This is a genomic window from Corynebacterium sp. TUM25015, assembly GCF_056393505.1.
On sequence record NZ_CM150783.1, the window covers coordinates 1,271,400 to 1,286,363 of the forward strand.

The 14,964-nt window shown below is 59.4% G+C and carries 13 protein-coding genes and 2 tRNA genes; 13 read left to right on the forward strand and 2 right to left on the reverse strand.

Annotated features, from left to right (window positions below):
- Positions 1–43: 43 nt before the first annotated feature.
- Together AC06DS_RS05795 and AC06DS_RS05800 are read left to right on the forward strand one after the other, a co-directional pair.
- Positions 44–706, forward strand: coding sequence for a mycothiol-dependent nitroreductase Rv2466c family protein (locus AC06DS_RS05795; protein ID WP_476728446.1), 663 nt, complete (start codon positions 44–46; stop codon positions 704–706).
- Positions 707–795: 89 nt separating this feature from the next.
- Positions 796–1,269, forward strand: coding sequence for a ribose-5-phosphate isomerase (locus tag AC06DS_RS05800; RefSeq protein WP_293791442.1), 474 nt, complete (start codon positions 796–798; stop codon positions 1,267–1,269).
- 15 nt (positions 1,270–1,284) lie between these two features.
- Here AC06DS_RS05800 and AC06DS_RS05805 read toward each other — a convergent pair whose 3' ends face one another.
- A complete protein-coding gene (locus AC06DS_RS05805) occupies positions 1,285–1,521 on the reverse strand; it encodes a hypothetical protein (RefSeq protein ID WP_448307371.1) in 237 nt (78 codons plus the stop codon).
- A 221-nt stretch (positions 1,522–1,742) separates the two neighbouring features.
- Between AC06DS_RS05805 and AC06DS_RS05810 the strand changes: the two genes are divergently transcribed.
- From AC06DS_RS05810 to clpX, 6 genes are all read left to right on the forward strand, one after another.
- Positions 1,743–1,817 (forward strand) — tRNA-Gly (locus AC06DS_RS05810).
- Positions 1,818–1,970: 153 nt separating this feature from the next.
- Positions 1,971–2,044: transfer RNA gene (locus tag AC06DS_RS05815), tRNA-Pro, on the forward strand.
- 303 nt (positions 2,045–2,347) lie between these two features.
- On the forward strand, positions 2,348–3,925 hold the full coding sequence (gene tig, locus AC06DS_RS05820; RefSeq protein WP_477100189.1) for a trigger factor: 1,578 nt from the start codon (positions 2,348–2,350) through the stop codon (positions 3,923–3,925).
- A gap of 189 nt (positions 3,926–4,114) precedes the next feature.
- Complete coding sequence (locus tag AC06DS_RS05825) at positions 4,115–4,681, forward strand: ATP-dependent Clp protease proteolytic subunit (protein ID WP_293791439.1); 567 nt, start codon at positions 4,115–4,117, stop codon at positions 4,679–4,681.
- Positions 4,682–4,684: 3 nt separating this feature from the next.
- Positions 4,685–5,314 (forward strand): ATP-dependent Clp protease proteolytic subunit, encoded by a 630-nt coding sequence (locus AC06DS_RS05830; protein ID WP_005296507.1) that lies wholly within the window; start codon positions 4,685–4,687, stop codon positions 5,312–5,314.
- A 156-nt stretch (positions 5,315–5,470) separates the two neighbouring features.
- On the forward strand, positions 5,471–6,745 hold the full coding sequence (clpX, locus tag AC06DS_RS05835; RefSeq protein WP_473964089.1) for an ATP-dependent Clp protease ATP-binding subunit ClpX: 1,275 nt from the start codon (positions 5,471–5,473) through the stop codon (positions 6,743–6,745).
- Here clpX and AC06DS_RS05840 read toward each other — a convergent pair.
- The gene (locus tag AC06DS_RS05840; protein WP_477100190.1) at positions 6,742–7,551 is read right to left on the reverse strand and encodes a hypothetical protein; all 810 of its coding nucleotides are present in this window, start codon (positions 7,549–7,551) and stop codon (positions 6,742–6,744) included. The genes clpX and AC06DS_RS05840 overlap by 4 nt on opposite strands.
- Positions 7,552–7,735: 184 nt before the next feature.
- Between AC06DS_RS05840 and AC06DS_RS05845 the strand changes: the two genes are divergently transcribed.
- The 5 genes from AC06DS_RS05845 to AC06DS_RS05865 all read left to right on the forward strand — a co-directional run bounded on the left by AC06DS_RS05845 (position 7,736) and on the right by AC06DS_RS05865 (position 14,856).
- Positions 7,736–8,728: a malate dehydrogenase gene (locus AC06DS_RS05845; RefSeq protein ID WP_477100191.1), complete on the forward strand. Its 993-nt coding sequence runs from the start codon at positions 7,736–7,738 to the stop codon at positions 8,726–8,728.
- 68 nt (positions 8,729–8,796) lie between these two features.
- On the forward strand, positions 8,797–9,912 hold the full coding sequence (locus AC06DS_RS05850; RefSeq protein WP_477100192.1) for an alpha/beta hydrolase: 1,116 nt from the start codon (positions 8,797–8,799) through the stop codon (positions 9,910–9,912).
- A 36-nt stretch (positions 9,913–9,948) separates the two neighbouring features.
- Positions 9,949–12,720 (forward strand): valine--tRNA ligase, encoded by a 2,772-nt coding sequence (locus AC06DS_RS05855; RefSeq protein WP_477100193.1) that lies wholly within the window; start codon positions 9,949–9,951, stop codon positions 12,718–12,720.
- Positions 12,717–14,240, forward strand: coding sequence for a bifunctional tetrahydrofolate synthase/dihydrofolate synthase (folC, locus tag AC06DS_RS05860; protein ID WP_477100194.1), 1,524 nt, complete (start codon positions 12,717–12,719; stop codon positions 14,238–14,240). The genes AC06DS_RS05855 and folC overlap by 4 nt, the downstream gene beginning before the upstream one ends.
- A 127-nt stretch (positions 14,241–14,367) precedes the next feature.
- Positions 14,368–14,856, forward strand: a complete 489-nt coding sequence (locus tag AC06DS_RS05865) for a DUF4233 domain-containing protein (protein ID WP_434824887.1) — start codon at positions 14,368–14,370, stop codon at positions 14,854–14,856.
- Positions 14,857–14,964 lie beyond the last annotated feature (108 nt).

Sequence of the window (14,964 nt, forward strand, 5' to 3'; positions counted from 1 at the left end):
CCTAGTAGGCAGCCCGGACAACTCCGGCGCGTGATGGCGCTAGATGGTTAGAGTGGGTGACATGACTGAAACACAAACACAGACCGTGACCATGTTCTTCGACGCGATTTGCCCCTTTGCCTGGGTAACTAGCCGCTGGCTGCTTGAGGTACAGGAGGTGCGCGACGTGGAGGTCAAATTCCAGCCGATGAGCCTTTCCGTACTGAACGAGGGGCGCGATCTGGATCCGGACTACCGCGAGAAAATGGACGCTGCTTGGGCGCCGGCGCGCGTGGCTACAGCAATCTGGCAGAACCACCCGGAGAAGCTCTCTGCCTGGTACACCGCAATGGGCACCAAGATCCACAATGAACAGCGTGCGGACGCGACCGATCCGCATGGCTACGACGAGCTTATTGCCGAATCTCTGGAGGAAGCTGAGCTGCCCGCAGACCTGGCGAAGTACGGACACCTAAGTGCCGACGAGGAGGGCTCGTACGAGGCACAGCTGCGCGAGTCGCAGGACAAAGCCATTGAGTTGGTGGGCGATGAAGTAGGTACTCCGGTGGTGCAGCTGGGTAATGTGGCCTTCTTCGGTCCGGTGATCACCCGCATCCCGCGTGGCGAAGAGGCTGGCAAGCTGTTCGACGCATCCGTGACCTTGGCAGCAAATCCGCACTTCTTTGAGCTGAAGCGTTCCCGCACCGAATCGCCGGTAGCGGAGTAGTGCTGTAGTAGCGCTCGTGCGACGCTGGTGTAGTGCAGGTGCAGTGCTAAGGCGCAGCCCGCACGTCTTGACCGGCTAAACTGGGCACCATGCGTATTTACCTAGGTGCAGATCATGCCGGTTTTGAGATGAAGAACGTGATTAAGGATCACTTGAACTCCAAGGGCTTTGAGGTTGTGGACTGTGGCGCCCACACCTACGACGCCAACGATGACTACCCGGCCTTCTGCATCGCAGCGGCAAAGTCCGTGGTGGAAGATGAGGGCTCTTTGGGCATCGTGCTCGGCGGCTCTGGAAATGGCGAGCAGATCGCCGCGAACAAGGTTCCGGGGGCTCGCTGCGCCCTCGCCTGGTCCGTGGAGACCGCCAAACTAGCCCGTGAACACAACAACGCCCAGCTCATCGGGCTGGGCGGTCGCATGCACTCCGAGGAGGAGGCGCTGGCGATTGTGGATGCTTTTGTTTCCCAGCCGTGGTCGGAGGCCGAGCGCCATCAGCGCCGCATCGACATCCTGGCTGAGTACGAGCGCACGGGTGAGGCTCCTGCGCTGCCAGAAAACTAGTAACAAACTGGACTTTTAATTATTCGCGGTGGCGTCCGATTCGATCGGTGCGCCACCGCGTTTTGCTTGCCATTCCTTCACAATGTTGGAATCCCACAGCGTGAGTCCGTGGTACTTGGTCGCTGGCTGCGGTGCGCGGCCACGTCCTGCGTAGCTGGTAAAGGTGCCACGTGCGGTCCCGGAAAACTCAGCGCACTGTGATGCGGTCCAGAGCTCCGTGCCGGTTTTCTTGTCCACAATAATTGGTTCCATAAAACTAGAATTTACTCCGCTAGGATGCTGCCCACAATTGGAAATGTTGTTCTTCTACACCTGCATACCCCCGCAACAACGCAGGTTGAAGGCCATATTTTCAAATGATTTTGCAGGGCAGTGGGGGGTATGGTGTAACATCACTTGACGAAGCGGAAACCCGCTGGCGGAGTAGATCTGCGTGGCAGATTTCTTGTAAACTTCGCAGGCGAGTTCGCAATGGGAATGTCGTATAGTGGCTAATACCTCAGCCTTCCAAGCTGAAGACGCGGGTTCGATTCCCGTCATTCCCTCCAAAATTTCGGCAGTTCTCTTTTCATTGCGCATGGTCGCGATGACAGGGGAGCTGCCGTTTTGTATTTCTCGGTCTGTAGACAGTAAAGTAACGGGCGCAACGTTCGCGTGTGTGCGTGCGCCTATAGGTGCCGTCTCCGTGGGATGTTCAGAATCGGGATATGGCGCAGTTTGGTAGCGCACTCGCTTTGGGAGCGAGGGGTCGCAGGTTCAAATCCTGTTATCCCGACATTTTTTATTTTCACCCTTTTTGTTGGTGACGCCACCTTCCGGCTCGGTGCCGTGAAGTGGCGGAATGGTGCTCGCGAGCTGTATGGCTGGGGGAATTGCGAGCTTTTGATCTGTTGAGTTTTCCGTAGAGATTTCGGCTGGGGTTTTGGTTGGAGGTTCGGCTGGGGAGGGCGGAAAACTGACCCCCGCGTGTTGCGCTCGCCATTGGTTCTATAAAATTGGGCACCGACCGTATAGGTGCTGCGAGACGAATGACGACCGTGGCGCCCAAGAAGCTATCAATACACAGGAGTGTGCATTCGTGAAGAGCTCTGTAGAAAAGCTGAGCGCCACCCGCACCAAGCTCACGATTGAGGTTCCATTCGAGGAGCTTAAGCCAGAGTTCGACAAGGCCTACGCCACCCTCGCGCAGCAGGTAAACATGCCTGGCTTCCGCAAGGGCAAGGTTCCGGCGAAGATTCTGGAAGCTCGCCTGGGCCGTGGTGTTGTCCTGGATCAGGTCATCAACGAGATGCTGCCTTCTCGCTACAGCCAGGCTGTCGAGGAGAACGACGTGAAGGCTCTCGGCCAGCCGGAGATCGAGATCGCCGAGCTGGAGGATGGCAAGCACGTTACCTTCACTGCTGAGGTTGATGTTCGCCCGGAGATTGAGGTTCCGGACTTCTCTGACATCTCCGTTGAGGTTGCGCCGCTGAAGGCTGATGACGAGGCCATCGATGCGGAGCTGAAGAACCTACAGGCTCGCTTCGGCACCCTGAAGCCGGCTGATCGTGCCGTGAAGAAGGGCGACTTCGTCTCTATCGACTTGTCCGCCACCATCGATGGCGAGGCTGTTGACGAGGCAACTACCGAGGGACTGTCCCACGAGGTTGGTAACGATTCTCTGATCGAGGGACTGGATGATGCCCTGGTTGGTATGAAGGCTGGCGAAGAGTCCACCTTCACCTCCAAGCTGGTCGCTGGCGAGCACGCCGACGAAGAGGCAGAGGTTACCGTCAAGGTCGATTCCGTTAAGGAGCGCGAACTGCCGGAGCTGGACGATGACTTCGCGCAGCTGGCCAGCGAGTTCGACACTTTGGAAGAGCTCAAGGAGTCCCTAAAGGGACAGGTCGAGCAACAGCTGAAGAACACCCAGGCTGGCGAGATCCGCGATAAGGTTCTGGCCGCAGCGCTGGAGAAGACCGAGTTCGAGTTGCCTGAGGCTGTTGTTAAGGATCAGGTCGACGCTCAGATTCAGCAGATCATTCAGCAGTTCGGTGGCGATGAGAAGGTCTTCGAGTCCATGCTCGCCGCCCAGGATATGACCCGCGAGAAGTTCGAAGAGGACGCTCGCAGCTCTGCCGAGGATTCCGTACGTACCCAGCTCTTCCTGGATGCCGTTGCTGATGTTGAGCAGCCAGAGGTTTCACAGGAAGAGCTGATGGATCACATCGCCTTCACTGCAAACCAGTACGGCATGGATCCGAACCAGTTCATTATGCAGCTACAGCAGGCAGGCCAGCTGGGCAGCTTGTTTGCTGATGTTCGCCGTGGCAAGGCTTTGGCGCTGAACATTGCCAAGACCACCGTGAAGGATACCGACGGCGCTGACGTGGATCCGAAGGAGTACTTCGGTGATGTAGAGGCTGACAAGGCTGATGCCGAGAAGGCTGAGGAGGCTGAAGAGAAGCCGAAGAAGGCTCCTGCCAAGAAGTCGACCACCAAGAAGTCCACTGCCAAGAAGAGCACGGCTAAGAAGTCGACCACCAAGAAGAGCACGGCTAAGAAGTCGACCACCAAGAAGTCCACTGCCAAGAAGGGCACGGCTAAGAAGTCGACCACCAAGAAGTCCACTGCCAAGAAGACCACCAAGAAGGCAGCGGAGAAGAAGGAAGACTAAATAGTTTCCTTTCCCGCCGGACCTCTCTGAGGTTCCGGCGGTTTTCTTTATTCTGCGGTTGGCGACCCGCGGCCTGCCGTGCGCTGACAGCGAACAACCCCGCCAGGACACCCGTTTTGCCCATGGGTGTGACTAGGCTGGGGCGCATACAAAAGTGAACTTTCGTCATACTTTCTGCAAGGAGCGAAGTTGAGTTCGGAAAACCCCAATCACAGAGACTCGGTTTACGAGCGCCTGCTGCGCGAGCGCATTATCTTCCTGGGCAGCCAGGTTGATGACGACATCGCCAACGAGTTGTGCGCCCAGATTCTGCTGCTGTCCGCAGAGGATCCGACGCGCGACATCAGCCTGTACATCAACTCCCCGGGTGGTTCCGTCACCGCGGGCATGGCAATTTACGACACGATGAAGTACGCGCCGTGCGACATCGCTACCTACGGGATGGGCCTGGCGGCGTCGATGGGGCAGTTCCTGCTCTCCGCAGGTACGAAGGGTAAGCGCTATGCTCTGCCGCACGCTCGCATTATGATGCACCAGCCTTCCGCAGGCGTGGGTGGCACCGCAGCCGACATCGCCATCCAGGCGGAGCAGTTCGCTTACACCAAGCGCGAAATGGCGGAGCTGATTGCGGAGTTCACCGGCCAGACGGTGGAACAGATCACCAAGGATTCCGACCGTGACCGCTGGTTCACCGCGGAGCAGGCTAAGGAATACGGTTTCGTCGACCACGTCATCACCTCTGCGAAGGAGAGCTAAGACATGTCAGAGATGCAGATGCCAGAAATGCGATACATCCTGCCGTCGTTCGTGGAGCACTCCAGCTACGGCGCGAAGGAATCCAACCCCTATAACAAGCTGTTCGAGGAACGCATTATCTTCCTGGGTACTCAGGTCGACGATGCTTCCGCTAACGACATCATGGCGCAGCTGTTGGTACTGGAGGGGCTTGACCCCGATCGGGATATCACGATGTACATCAATTCTCCCGGCGGTTCTTTCACCAGCCTGATGGCGATCTACGACACTATGCAGTACGTCCGTCCGGACGTGCAGACCGTATGCCTTGGCCAGGCTGCCAGTGCAGCTGCAGTGCTGTTGGCAGCCGGTACCCCCGGCAAGCGCGCGGCTCTGCCCAACGCCCGTGTGCTGATTCACCAGCCCGCCACCGGTGGGGTACAGGGTCAGGTTTCCGACCTGGAGATCCAGGCTAAGGAAATCGAGCGTATGCGTAAGCTCATGGAGGAAACGCTGGCTCGTCACACTGGCAAGTCCGCCGAGCAGGTGCGCATTGATACCGACCGCGACAAAATCCTGACGGCCGAGGAGGCCAAGGAATACGGCATCGTCGATCAGGTTTTCGACTACCGTAAGCTCTCGGCGCAGAAGTAGATCGCGCTGAAGTGAATTGGGATAGGGGACGACGTGACCCGCGGAGTCGCGGGTTACTCGGGGAATCCGGCGTGGCGCTGTAGAGTTGAAGGCCTATGAGGGTGCTAACCTAGCTGTCCCCCAAGTTCCCCTATCCAAGAAAGCCTGATAACCCACATGCCTGAAAGCGCAGAGCTCCTGAAGTGCTCTTTTTGTGGAAAGAGCCAAAAACAGGTTCGCAAGCTGATTGCCGGCCCTGGTGTATACATTTGCGATGAATGTATCGAGCTTTGTAACGAGATCATCGAAGAGGAACTGCTTGCAGTCGACCCCACTGAGGGGTCGGCAAAGCTGCCGAAGCCTGCCGCCATCGCAGAGTTCCTCGATAACTATGTGATCGGCCAGGACGAAGCCAAGCGCACCCTGGCTGTGGCTGTGTACAACCACTACAAGCGCATCCAGGTGGAAGAGTCCAACGCTGCGGCGCGTCGCTCTGACGACGAGGTGGAGCTAGCGAAGTCCAACATTCTCATGCTGGGGCCTACTGGCTCGGGCAAGACCTATCTGGCGCAGTCGCTCGCCCGCATGCTCGATGTGCCTTTCGCCATTGCCGACGCCACCAGTTTGACCGAAGCTGGCTATGTCGGTGAAGACGTAGAAAACATTCTGCTGAAGCTTTTGCAGGCCGCTGATTTTGATGTAGCAAAGGCACAGCGTGGCATCATCTACGTCGACGAGGTAGACAAGATCTCCCGCAAGTCGGAGAACCCGTCCATCACCCGAGATGTTTCGGGCGAGGGAGTGCAGCAGGCGCTGCTGAAGATTTTGGAAGGCACTGTTGCCGCTGTACCACCACAGGGTGGGCGCAAGCACCCGAACCAAGAGTTCATCCAGTTCGATACCAAGAACGTGCTGTTCATCGTTGCTGGAGCATTCTCCGGGCTGGAGAACGTCATTGCCGAGCGTCGCGGCAGGAAGGGACTGGGCTTCGGTGCGGAGATCAGCGCAAAGTCTGAGGAAGACCCGAATCCGTTCCAATTTGTGGAGCCGGAGGACTTGGTGAAGTTCGGCCTGATCCCTGAACTGATTGGTCGTCTGCCGGTGCTGACCCACGTCGGCCACCTGGACGAGGAAGCTTTGGTTCGCGTCCTGACCGAGCCGAAGAACTCCCTGGTACGCCAGTACCAGCGTCTGTTCGAGATGGATGGAGTGCGCCTGACTTTTGAGGAGGACGCACTCCAGGAGATCGCACAGAAGGCTCTAGCCCGCGAAACCGGAGCCCGTGGCTTGCGCTCCATCATGGAGACTCTGTTGCTGCCGACTATGTTCAGCATCCCAGAGGATGAAGAAACCGGTGAGGTCATCATCACCGGCGCTTGCGCACGAGGCGAGGCAGAGCCGACGCGGCTGAGCCATGAAGAAGTGGCGAAGCGGGATAAGAAGAGCGCCTAGTCGTGATAGAGGTCCGATGACGCTGAGGGGGCGTCATCGCCCTCCCCATCCTCGTCCCGCCAATCGCGGTACAGGGACGCGGCAACGGAAGAACCGAGCACCGAAGAATGGGACGCGTGGGTGTAGGACGTGCCCTGGGTCGTTGGCATCGTGGTGGTGAGGAAGGCAATAACCGCGTCACAGGTAAGCCTTTGCAGTCCAGCCTCATTATCGGCAGTGTTGGAATCCATGCCGTAGAGAGCGTGGAAGGTCGCCCCTTGGGTGACGGCGAAAGAACATAGCGAAGTGATCAGTACATAAGTATCTTCCGCGGACACTCCACTGCGGAAGGCGCCGATATCGTGGCCACGCATGAGCACACGATCGATGTGCAGCACGACAGGGGAATCCTCCAATACGCCGACGCGGTGTACGAGCTGCGGATCACCTAGCAGGTTCTCCGCGACAATGAGGCGCACCGCATTGGGGTGAGTGGCAAACCGGGTGTACGTCGCGCCGACCAGGTTTCGCATTTCACGAACGGGAGAGCGATCCATCTCCGGATTGTCGTAGCCATTGAGCGGCACTGGCCAGATGGAAGAATGTGCATAGCGTAGCGCTTCTTCGAAAAGGCGATCGGGGGAACTGAGCAACTCACACGTTGGCGACAGGCGGGCTGCCTGCGCAATGGTGGCCAAGTGCTGGGGAGTAAAGGCAGCACCGACCCGCACAGCGATGTTTACGGTGGCGTTCATGGCCTGGATGTACTGCTTGTCGCCGAGTCCATACCAGGCCGCAGAGGCGGGGAGGTGGGGCTTGTTTTGCACCTGAATAGTTTATCTGTGAAGGGGGTGAAATTGCAGCGACGTGTACCGAAAACTGGCACGTGCGGGGGTGGTTCGCGGTGCTTCTACAGGGCCGAGTAGAACGAGTCCTGCAGCTGTCCGGGTGGGTTATTACAGTGGGAAGGGATTAGAGAACATCTTCAAAAACACTCTTAAGGAGCCCCGCGTGACCACCAATAACCAGAACGCCGTCACTGTCACCGTTACGGGTGCCGGCGGCCAGATCGGCTACTCCCTGCTCTTCCGTATCGCCAAAGGTGAAGTATTCGGCGATCGCGTGGTTAACCTGCGTTTGTTGGAGACCGAGAGCGGTGTGCAGGCAGCTCGTGGGGTAGCCCTGGAACTGTCGGATTGCGCCTACCCGCTATTGGGCGAGGTCACCATCACTTCGGATATCAACGAAGGCTTCAAGGGAGCTAACGCGGTGTTCCTGGTGGGCGCCAAGCCACGCCAGAAGGGCGAGGAGCGCGCTGACCTTCTGGCTGCTAACGGCAAGATCTTCGGCCCACAAGGCAAAGCCATCGCCGAGCACGCAGCCGATGATGTGCGCGTGATCGTGGTTGGTAACCCGGCGAACACCAACGCCGCCATTGTTGCCGCTCATGCGAAGGGGCTGGACCCACGCCGCGTGACTGCCCTCACCCGCCTCGATCACAACCGTGGTCTGGCGCAGGTAGCGGAGAAGCTAGAAGTGGCCGTACGTGACCTGAAGAACATGATCGTGTGGGGTAACCACTCCGCCACCCAGTTCCCCGACGTGGCCGAGCTGACCCTGAACGGCGAGAAGATTGCTGACAAGCTGGACGAGTCCTGGGTCGATGAAGAGTTCATTCCGCGCGTAGCCAAGCGCGGTGCGGAGATCATCGAGGTACGCGGACGCTCCTCCGCAGCCTCTGCTGCTAACGGCGCACTGGATCACATGCGCGATTGGGTGAACGGCACTCCTGAGGGCGACTGGGTTTCTGTCGCACTGCCTTCCGACGGTTCCTACGGCATTCCAGAAGGCCTCGTGTTCTCCTTCCCTTGCCGTTCCGTTAACGGTGAGTGGGAAATCGTGCAGGGTCTGGAGATCAGCCCGGCTCAGCAGGAGCGCATCGACGCGAACGTGAAGGAGCTGCAGGAAGAAAAGGCTGCGGTAGAGGCTGCTGGCCTGCTGTAGTTTCACGAACCAAACTTTTTTGCGCATATTGCCACCCGGCCTGTTGGTCGGGTGGTTTTATGTTAGGCATGACAGCCCCCACTTACCGCACTGATCCCACCGACCACACCGACCGCCCCGCGCCGGTCCACTCCCAGCTCCTCCAACAGTCTCTGTTCAGCCAGCTCACCGCCCGCGCCGGGTGGCTGCTGCCGGGGATTCCGGAACCAATTCTGCGGGTGCTGGGCACTCGCACCAACTCCGAGGGTGATCGCCTGGATGCTGATGTCCGTGCGTCGATCCTGACCCTTAACCTGATCCACCCCGATGACTACTCCAAGCAACCAGTAGACAAGACCCGCGAGGTCGTGGAGAGTTCCGCCTACCTGGGTGGCGGGCATGTGCCCTCCGTCGGCTCGGTTGTGGAGGAACATATCCGCGGTGTGCGAGTCCGCCACTATCGACCCACCGGCGCGGCCTCACCGGAAGTGGAACTGCCCACCCTGGTGTACTTCCACGGTGGCGGCTGGGTCGTCGGTTCCCTCGATTCCCACGATTCCACGTGCCGCTGGCTTTGTGAACGAGCCCGCGTGGCTGTGCTCTCCGTTGACTACCGTCTGGCTCCGGAACATCCTTTCCCCGCCGCGCCCGACGACTGCTGTGCCGTGGTTGAAGCGGCGATGGTGGGGGAGGTTAAGGGCGTCAATAAGAAAAGGGTGGCCGTCGGCGGCGATTCGGCAGGAGGCAACCTCGCCGCAGTGGTGTGCCTGCGCCGCAAGCGGGAAGGGATGGAGCAGCCGCGGGCGCAACTGCTTTTTGTGCCGGTGACGGACCTTTCGACACTCGATACCCCTAGTCATCGCGAGTTCGCCAAGGGGTACTTCCTTACTCATGCGCATATGCAGTGGTATCGCGATCAATATCTGACTGACGAGGCACAGCGTAGGGATCCGGATGTTTCTCCGCTGCTGGCTGACGATGTGAGCGGTCTGGCTCCCGCCTATGTTGCCGTCGCTGGGTTCGACCCGCTGCGTGACGAAGGTGCGGCCTACGCGGAGAAGCTGCGGAAGGCAGGTGTGCTGGTTTCTTTCCGACGCCACCCCGGCTTGATCCACCCTTTCGTGAATTCTACGGGCGTATGGCGCAATGCGGGGCGAGCGCTGGACGAAGCGGCGGGAGTGTTGCGGGCGGCGCTCGAGATGTAGGCGGGGTGTACGACGTGTCCGAGCCGTCTACTAGACTTGGCTAGCGTGAGTGACTCCAGTTCTAAGGCAAATGGCTCTAACACGTTTGGTGCTGACCGCTCGGCACAGCTACCTGCGGCATGGGACCCCGCCGCGGTAGAGGAAAACCTGTACCAGGGGTGGGTGGATTCCGGCTACTTCAAGGCCGACCCTGCCAGCGATAAGCCCCCGTTCAGCATTGTGCTGCCACCGCCAAACGTGACTGGCCAGCTGCACATGGGCCACGCGCTGGACCACACGCTAATGGATGCGATGGCCCGCCGTAAGCGCATGCAGGGCTTTGAAGTTCTCTGGCTCCCGGGTTCCGACCATGCAGGTATCGCTACTCAGACCAAGGTGGAGGCTAACCTCAAGGAATCTGAGGGTAAGGATCGCTTCGACTACGGTCGCGAGGACTTTATCGACAAGGTCTGGGAGTGGAAGGAACAGTACGGTGGCGTGATCCAGCGCCAGATGCGTGCCATTGGTGATTCCGTGGACTGGTCCCGCGAGCGCTTCACGTTGGATGATGGCCTCTCCCGCGCCGTGCAGACCATGTTTAAGGAGCTTTTTGACGCCGGCTTGATCTACCGTGCGAACCGCATGGTGAACTGGTCTCCTGTGCTACAGACCGCAATCTCTGACATTGAGGTCGTGTACTCCGAGGACGAGGGTGAGCTGGTTAGCATCCGCTATGGCTCTCTGGACGATGCCGAACCACACGTGATTGTTGCGACGACGCGTGTGGAAACAATGCTGGGTGACGTGGCCGTAGCCGTGCATCCAGAGGATGAGCGCTATGCGGATCTGGTGGGCAAGAGCCTGCCGCACCCGTTCCTGCCGGATCGCCAGATGATCGTGGTGGCCGACGATTACGTGGATCCCGAGTTCGGTACCGGTGCTGTGAAGATCACCCCGGCACATGACCCGAATGACTTTGCGATGGGGCAGCGCCACGACCTGCCGATGCCGGTGATTATGGACGAAACTGGTCACATTGCGGGCACGGGCACCGAGTTCGACGGCATGGAACGCTATGAAGCGCGAGAGAAGATTCGCCTGGCACTTGAAGAGCAGGGGCGCATCGTGGCACGTAAGTTTCCCTATGTGCACAGTGTGGGGCACTCCGAGCGATCCAAGGAAGCTGTGGAACCGCGCCTGTCCGAGCAGTGGTTCGTCAAGGTGGACGAGCTGGCAAAGATGTCCGGCGATGCAATCCGGTCTGGCGATTCGGTAATTCACCCAGCCTCCCAGGAACCACGCTGGTTCGACTGGGTGGATGACATGCACGACTGGTGTATTTCTCGCCAGCTGTGGTGGGGCCACCGCATCCCGATCTGGTACGGGCCGAACGGCGAGATCGTGTGCTGTGGTCCGGATGACGAAGCTCCGACGGGCGAGGGATGGCGTCAGGATGAGGACGTGCTGGACACGTGGTTCAGCTCCGCCCTGTGGCCGTTCTCCACGATGGGTTGGCCGGATAAGACCCCGGAGCTGGAGAAGTTCTATCCCACCAGCGTGCTGGTGACGGGCTACGACATTCTGTTCTTCTGGGTTGCGCGCATGATGATGTTCGCCACCTTCGCTTCCAAGCACAGTACTGAGGTGCTGGGCACGGGCAACGAGGGACGCCCGCAGATTCCGTTTAAGGATATTTTCCTGCACGGCCTGGTACGTGACGAGCATGGCCGTAAGATGTCCAAGTCCTTGGGTAACGGCATTGACCCGATGGATTGGGTACGCGATTACGGTGCGGATGCGCTGCGCTTTACCCTGGCTCGTGGTGCTAACCCGGGCTCTGATCTGCCGGTGGGCGAGGATGCGGCACAGTCTTCCCGTAACTTTGCCACCAAGTTGTACAACGCCACGAAGTTCGCGTTGATGAACGGCGCGCACGTCGGCGAGCTGCCTGCCCGCGAGACCCTGACGGATGCCGACCGCTGGATTTTGGACCGCCTGGAGGAAGTACGCCAGCTGGTCGACGATGCACTGGATCGCTACGAGTTCTCTCTGGCCAACGAGAACCTTTACCGTTTTGCTTGGGGCGAGTTCTGTGACTGGTACCTGGAAATCGCAAAGGTGCAGATCCCGCGCGATTGGGATAGCGCTACGGAAGAACAAGTGCAGCGCGGCATTAATACTCAGATCGTGCTGGGACGAGTACTGGATGCGGTACTGCGTCTGCTGCACCCCGCCATGCCTTTCGTGACCGAAACGCTGTGGAAGGCGCTGACCGATGGGGAAGAGGGCTACTCCGATTCCCTGGTCACCGCCGAGTGGCCAGGCGCTGATCTGACCAATGGGGGCGTAGAGACGGATGCCGATGCAGTGCGCCGCATGGCAGACGTCGACAAGCTGGTCACGGAGCTGCGTCGTTTCCGCAGCGATCAGGGCGTGAAGCCCTCCCAGAAGGTACCTGCTGCGCTGGACTTCGCCGCTGCCGACTTGGTCGACTTTGAAGAAGCCGTGCGTTCCCTGGTGCGCCTGGAGACCCCTGCTGAGGGATTCGCGGAGACTGCCTCCATTGAGGTGCGCCTGTCTCAGGCGACCATTGCGGTACAGCTGGATACCTCCGGCACCGTCGACGTGGCTGCCGAGCGCAAGCGCCTGGAGAAGGATCTGGCGGCTGCACAGAAGGAACTCGACAACGCAGCGAAGAAGCTGGGCAATGAGAACTTCCTTTCCAAGGCGCCGGAGAAGGTCGTCGAAGGCATCCGCGAGCGCCAGCGTGTGGCGCAGGAAGAGTTCGATCGCATTACCACCCGACTGGAAGGCCTTCCACAGGCATGACCGAAGAGACAACTGGGGAAAACTACCCAGATGAGGTGACCCTCGACGAGGCCGGTCTGGCTCTGCCCCTCGACCATCTGGGCGCCGATGAGGCTGAGGAGGCGTCAACCCCAGAAAGGCCTATCACCCCCGACGACCTTGCGGCTTTGGCAGAGGTCGATGCGGAGCTGAACCAGCGTTGGCCCGAGACGAAGATCGACCCGACGCTGGAGCGCGTGGAGTTGCTGATGGATCTGCTTGGCCACCCCGAGCGGACGTTCCCTGCGATCCATGTGGCCGGGACGAATGGCAAGACTTCCGTGGTGCGGATGATCGAGTCTCTGATGCGGGCGTTCCACCGCCGAACCGGGCGCACCACCAGCCCGCATCTGCAGATCGTGACTGAGCGCATCGCCATTGACGGCCGACCGATGCACCCGCGCGACTACGTGGACACGTGGCGTGACATCCAGCCGATGGTGGAGATGGTGGATGCGAAAAGCCAAGCCGAAGGCGGTCCGCAGATGAGCAAGTTCGAGGTGCTCGTGGCCATGGCCTATGCGGCCTTCGCCGATGCTCCGGTGGACGTGGCCATTATCGAAACCGGCATGGGTGGACGCTGGGATGCGACCAACGTGGTGAACTCCGATGTCGCGGTGATTACGCCCATCGGCTTGGATCACACGGATTACCTGGGTGACACCCTGGAGCAGATTGCAGGTGAGAAGGCCGGCATCATTAAGACCCGGTGGGATGCTGATGACCTGCTGACCCCGCCGGATAACGTGACCATTGTTGCGGAGCAGGAGCCCGAAGCGATGCGCGTGGTTTTGGAAGAAGCCGTAGCGAAGGATTCTGCAGTAGCCCGCGCTGGCAGCGAATTCGGTGTGGTATCCAGCCGCATTGCCGTAGGCGGTCAGAGTCTGACGATTCGCGGATTGGCTGGCGAGTACGAGGACATTTTCCTGCCACTGTCTGGTGAACATCAGGCGCGCAATGCTGCCGTAGCGCTGGCGGCAGTGGAGGCTTTCTTCGGCGCCGGTGCGAAGCGTCAGCTAGACGTGGATACGGTGCGAAAAGGTTTCGCTTCCGTCGCCTCGCCCGGCCGTCTTGAGCGGGTGCGTTCCACCCCGAGTGTATTTATTGACGCCTCGCACAACCCCCACGGCGCGAAAGCGCTGGCGGCGGCGATCGACCGCGACTTTGAATTTCGCAAACTGATCGGCGTGGTGGGTGTGCTAGGGGACAAGGACGCCCGGGGCATCCTCGCTGCACTCGAACCTGTGATGGACGAGGTTGTGGTGACCGAGGTGAACTCTCCGCGCGCGTTGCCTGTGGAAGTGTTGGCGGAGTATGCGCGTGACGCTTTCGGCGAGGAGCGTGTGCACGTAGCTACCAACCTGCCGGGTGCCGTGGAGCTGGCTACGCAACTGGCCGAGGATGACGAAGATGGCGTGCTGTCTGGTGCAGGCGTACTGATCACTGGCTCGGTGGTGACCGCTGGCGAGGCGCGCACGCTATTTGGCAAAGAGCCAGCCTAAGGCGTTCGACGCGGCGCTGCCGAGTTCCGATTAGGTCTTGCTGGGTCTAATTGGGTCTAATAGGGCTGACGGCTTAAGACAAATATGAGTGCGTCAAAAGAAGAGCGAGCAAGGAGCTGCAGAAACCGTGGCACAGAACTCTCACAAGCGCAATAAGGCTGATGAGCAGGGTGAGTACGGCCCACTTGGTCCCGGCCAGGCGCCGGCCAACGATCCGCTGAAGGGGCTGCGAGGAGTCATGGCCGGCACTCACATCATGGAAGCCATCGTGATCCTGCTGGTGCTTACCGTAATTACCCGTGTAGATGCTGGTGCCTCGGCCACGACGTTCAATATGGTCTACGTGATCGGCTTGGGAGTGGCCATGATCGTCGCGGCTTTCCTGCAGAAGCTTAAGTGGGCGGACTGGTTGAATATTGGGTTGCAGGTGTTGGCTGTTGCGGGCTTTATCGTGCACCCGGCGATGGGCGCCATGGGCGTGATCTTTGCCCTGTGCTGGTGGTACATCTACCACCTACGTTCGAACCTGATGCGTCGTATGCAGCGTGGTTTGCTGCCTTCGCAGCACCTCGACGAAGAAGGAAATGTGCGACGTCCGGCTACCCCCGCGGACTGATCTTCATGACGCCACATTTGCAACACCTTTAACATCCGCAACACTCACCTGGGAATACCCTTAGAAGGGGGTAAGGTGTCCACTACCCCCGAATGTGGTTTATTATGC